This is a genomic window from Dapis hubbardiae BLCC-M172 (assembly GCF_050016015.1).
Taxonomy (GTDB): Bacteria; Cyanobacteriota; Cyanobacteriia; order Cyanobacteriales; family Microcoleaceae; genus Trichodesmium.
Genome location: NZ_JBNHEQ010000026.1, coordinates 125 through 5101 on the forward strand (window position 1 = coordinate 125; position 4977 = coordinate 5101).

Below are 4977 nucleotides of genomic sequence, written 5' to 3' on the forward strand. Positions count from 1 at the left end.
AAAATTTCGGAAAAAATCTGACAGGTGAATCGAATTTTTGCTTAGGTTGGGAGAAAATTTCGGAAAAAATCTGACAGGTGAATCGAATTTTTGCTTAGGTTGGGAGAACTAAACTTGAGGATAAAATAAACCTCATCCCATTTTCCCTTGGGTTTGGAAACTAAAACCTTACGATAAAATATTACAATCTACTTAGGATTTCTATTTGGTATAAAATAATCAAAAATTCTATTTATCTAGATAGCTCATGTTGGACATAAATAAAACCTTAGCTCAAGAATTAAATATCAATCCGAAAAATATTAAAAATGCTCTGGAACTTTTAAGTGGAGGAGCAACTATTCCTTTTGTTGCTCGTTATCGAAAAGAATATACTGGTTCCCTGGATGAAACTCAACTGCGAAATATTTGGGATAGATTTACTTATCTTCAGGAACTTGAAGAAAGAAAAAAAGTAATATTAAAAGCAATTTCTGAAGCTGGTAAACTTACGGACGAATTACAGGAAAAAATAGAGTCTTGTTTCCAAAAAACAGAATTAGAAGACCTTTATCTTCCCTATAAACCAAAGCGCCGAACTAAGGCAACTATTGCTAGGGAAAAAGGTTTAGAACCTTTGGCAGAATTTATCAAATCTCTGAATCATCCTCAAGCAAAAATTGTATCTATTGAAGAAGAAGCAGTTAAATATATTGCTGAGGAAAAAGGTGTCAAAAATTTAGAAGATGCTTTGCAAGGATCGTCTGATATTTTGGCAGAAGCAGTTGCAGAAAAAGCAGAATTACGCACTTATATTCGAGAATATTTTCTCAACTCTTGTTGTTTTACTTCCAAAATAAAAGATGATTATCCAGAAGGTACTACTAAGTTTGAAATGTATCGAAATTTTCAGGTAAATATTAAAGATATTGCTCCTCATAATATGTTGGCTTTGTTCAGAGGTGAAGCTGAAGGAATCTTAAATTTAGAACTAGATTTTGACCGAGAATTTATTCTTGGTTATTTAGCAGATTCAGAAATTCGTAGCAGGGTTAAAGAAATCAGAACTTTTTATCAGGAAATGCTCAAAGATTCCTTTAATCGTTTGATGAAAAATTCCTTGATAAATGAAGTAAGAACTCAAAAGAAAGCTGAGGCAGATATTGAGTCAATTAAAACTTTTGAAACTAATCTCAGAGAATTATTATTATCTCCTCCTGCGGGAATGAAACCAACTTTAGGAATTGACCCAGGATTTAGAACCGGGTGTAAAGTTGCGGTGTTAGGTGAAACGGGTAAATTCTTAGAATATCAAGCCATATTTCCTCATCAATCTGCGGCTCAAAAACAACAGGCTACTACAACAATTAAACAGTTAATTCAAAAGTACAAAATTGAATTAATTGCTATTGGTAATGGTACGGCAGGAAGAGAAACAGATGAATTTATCACCGAAGTAATTTCTACTTTGGATAAAAAGCCAATAAAAGTTATAGTTAATGAATCTGGAGCTTCGATTTATTCTGCTTCTAAAGTAGCAATAGAAGAATTTCCAGAATTAGATATTACCGTCCGAGGAGCTATTAGTATTGGTAGACGTTTACAAGACCCTTTAGCAGAACTTGTAAAAATAGAACCTAAGTCTATTGGAGTCGGTCAATATCAACATGATGTAGACCAAAAATTGTTGAAAAAAAAGTTAGATGAAACTGTAGAAAGTTGTGTAAATTATGTAGGAGTAGATTTGAATACTGCCTCCAAAGAACTACTGATTTTTGTTTCTGGTATGAGTTCCACAGTGGCAAAAAATTTAGTTAGATATCGGAATGAAAATGGAGCTTTTCAAAGTCGCCAAGAAATTTTAAAAGTGTCAAAATTGGGTGGAAAAACTTTTGAACTTTGTGCTGGATTTTTGCGAATTCGGAGCGGTAAAAATCCTTTAGATAATACCGCAGTACATCCAGAAAGTTATTCCGTAGTTAAGGCAATCGCTCAAGATTTAGGAGTGTCGATAAATCAGATTAATCAGATATCAAAAAAAGTCAAATCTCTGGATTTAAAAAAGTATGTCACCGATAAAATTGGGGCACCAACTCTGAAAGATATTATTGGTGAATTGGAAAAACCAGGGCGCGACCCCAGAGCAGAATTTAAGTATGCAACTTTTCGAGAAGGAATTAAAGAAATTAAGGATTTAGAAGTAGGAATGGAGTTAGAAGGAATAGTAACTAATGTGGCAAATTTTGGTGCATTTGTTGATGTGGGAGTTCATCAAGATGGATTAGTACATATCTCTCAATTAGCAGATTATTTTGTTAAAGATCCGAAGCAAGTTGTCAAAGTTGGGCAAGTGGTAAAAGTGCGAGTTTTAGAAGTAAATGAAAAGTTGAAACGGATAGGTTTGTCTATGCGGAATTAGGTTGATTTTTGGGAAAGATAGTAGTCCAGTAGGGTGCGTTAGCGGGAATATCAACAACTCTGAAATCAAGTGAATATTGTTACCGCGTAACGCACCATTGCAATTTATGGGTAAAACTGGTTTCGTTAGCTTGTGTACCTGAAACATGATTAGCGCTTTTTCATGTAGTTCCGCAAAACACGCCCTACTCGACCGAATGACACACCTAAAATGGTGCGTTACGACGGATTGTTAAATCACCTTGATACCAGGTAATGATCACCGTCTAACGCACCCTACTGGACTATACTTGCGTACCCGAAACATGATTAGCGCTTTTTCATGTAGTTCCGCAAAACAGACCCTACTCGACCGAATGACACACCTAAAATGGTGCGTTATGACGGATTGTTAAATCACTTTGATACCAGGTAATTGTCGTCGTCTAACGCACCCTACAATAATGAGCTTCTAATAACCATAATTTCTCATCTAATGATAAATTATGGATAGATTTTTCTAATTCTAATAATTTTGGTAATGTCATATTAGGGCAATTTCTTGAAAGTTATTTGAACAATATTATAACACAAATAATTTTTATGGTATGAGCAATTGAATTATATCATCCTACTATCTCAACTCCTGCAATACCTCATCAGTAAAGGGGTTTTCCCCTGCCTGGAGTGCTTTTATCCATTCTTGCCGTTGCGCTTTATCCTTCTCATCATCAGTCAATTCTACATATTTATGAAAATCTGCAATTGCTCCTTCAATATCCCCAGTTAACGCCCTGGCAATTCCCCGACTATCAAGAATAGAGGCATTTTTTGGGCTAAGGGCAACTGCGTTGTCACAGGCAAACATCACATCAGCAGCTTGTTTATAGAGACTACCTTGACGACAAAGTGTATTCCAATTACGAGCATAAATGTGAGTGGGGTCGATTTTTTCTGCTTGTTTGTAGGAGTCTATAGCTACCTTAAATTTACCTGCCATCGCAAGCTGACTCCCTTTAAGCAATAAAGCATCTACTGCCTGATATTTAGCTTTAGCTTCTGGGTCAATATTTTGTAGAGTAGGCATAAATGCTACTTTATCAAGTTCTTTTGCTCGTTGATACTTTTCTATTGCTTCCTCAATTTTTCCTTGTCTTGCTAATTCCGTTCCTTTCTCCATCAACTTTTCTGCCTCAACTAATGATTCTGCTCTAACTTTTGGGTTGAGGTTGAGGTCTGAATTCCATTTCAGTGCTGTTTTAAATGCTGCAACTGCTTCTTCAAGTTTTTCTGCTTCCCCCTCACTTTCCCTTGCCAACTTCTCTCCCTCAATTATCCAACTACCAGCCGCTACTTTCATCCGTCCGTAGGTTTGGCAAATTCTCAGTTTCTCTAACTCCTGAGGATAGGAAATTAGGTAATCATTTAACCACTCACAACCAAGCTTAGTTAAATCTTCTATTTGCCAATTTGTCCACAATTTCACGGTTCTGTCAGCACTAGCAGAAGCAATAGTCTTTCCATCAGGACTAAATGCTACACCAATAACCGAATCCTGATGGCCGGTTAGAGTCTGCAACAGATGCCCCTCTTTATTCGACAACTGCACTGTATTGTCACTATTAGCAGTTGCAATCATCTGGCTATCAGGACTAAATGCTACACCTCTAACCCAATTCTCATGGTCGGTGAGAGTCTGTAATAATTTCCCCTGACTGTTCCACAATTTCACTGTTTTGTCATAACTAGCAGTTGCAATAGTCTCTCCATCGGGACTAAAGGCTACACCATAGACCGAATTTTGATGCCCGGTGAGAGTCTGCAATAATTTCCCCTGACGGTTCCACAATTTCACCGTATCATCATCACTTGCAGTTGCTATAGTCTCTCCATCGGAACTCAATGCTACACCTCTGACCCTATCCTCATGGCCGGTGAGAGTCTGCAATAATTTCCCCTCATGATTCCACAACTTCACTGTTTTGTCAGAACTAACAGAAGCAATCATCTGGCCATCATTGCTCAATGCTACACCCCTGACCCAATCCTCATGCCCCTCCAGAGTCTGCAACAATTGGCCTTGACGCTGCCACAATTTCACGGTACCATCATCACTTGCAGTCGCTATAGTCTCTCCATCGGGACTAAATGCAACACCTCTGATCCTACCCTCATGGCCGATGAGAGTCTGCAATAATTTCCCCTCATGATTCCACAACTTCACTGTTTTGTCAGAACTAACAGAAGCAATCATCTGGCCATCATTGCTCAAGGCTACACCCCTGACCCAATTGTCATGACCGATGAGAGTCTGCAATAATTTCCCCTCATGATTCCACAACTTCACTGTTTTATCATCACTAGCAGTTGCTATAGTCCTTCCATCTGGACTAAATGCAACACCTCTGACCGAATTTTGATGGCCGATGAGAGTCTGCAATAATTTCCCCTGACGGTTCCACAATTTTACTGTTTTGTCTCCACTAGCAGTTGCAATCATCTGGCTATCAGGACTAAATGCTACACCCCTAACCCAATTGTCATGACCGATGAGAGTCTGCAATAATTTCCCCTGACGGTTCCACAATTTTACTGTTTTGT

At 37.8% G+C, this 4977-nt stretch carries 2 protein-coding genes; one reads left to right on the forward strand and one right to left on the reverse strand.

What is annotated here, in order from left to right:
* Positions 1-247 precede the first annotated feature (247 nt).
* The gene (locus tag ACP6PK_RS03380) at positions 248-2398 is read left to right on the forward strand and encodes a Tex family protein (protein ID WP_426557756.1); all 2151 of its coding nucleotides are present in this window, start codon (positions 248-250) and stop codon (positions 2396-2398) included.
* Between the two features lie 612 nt (positions 2399-3010).
* Here ACP6PK_RS03380 and ACP6PK_RS03385 read toward each other — a convergent pair.
* Positions 3011-4977 (reverse strand): WD40 repeat domain-containing protein (locus ACP6PK_RS03385; protein ID WP_426557758.1); only part of this gene is annotated, 1967 nt, incomplete at its 5' end.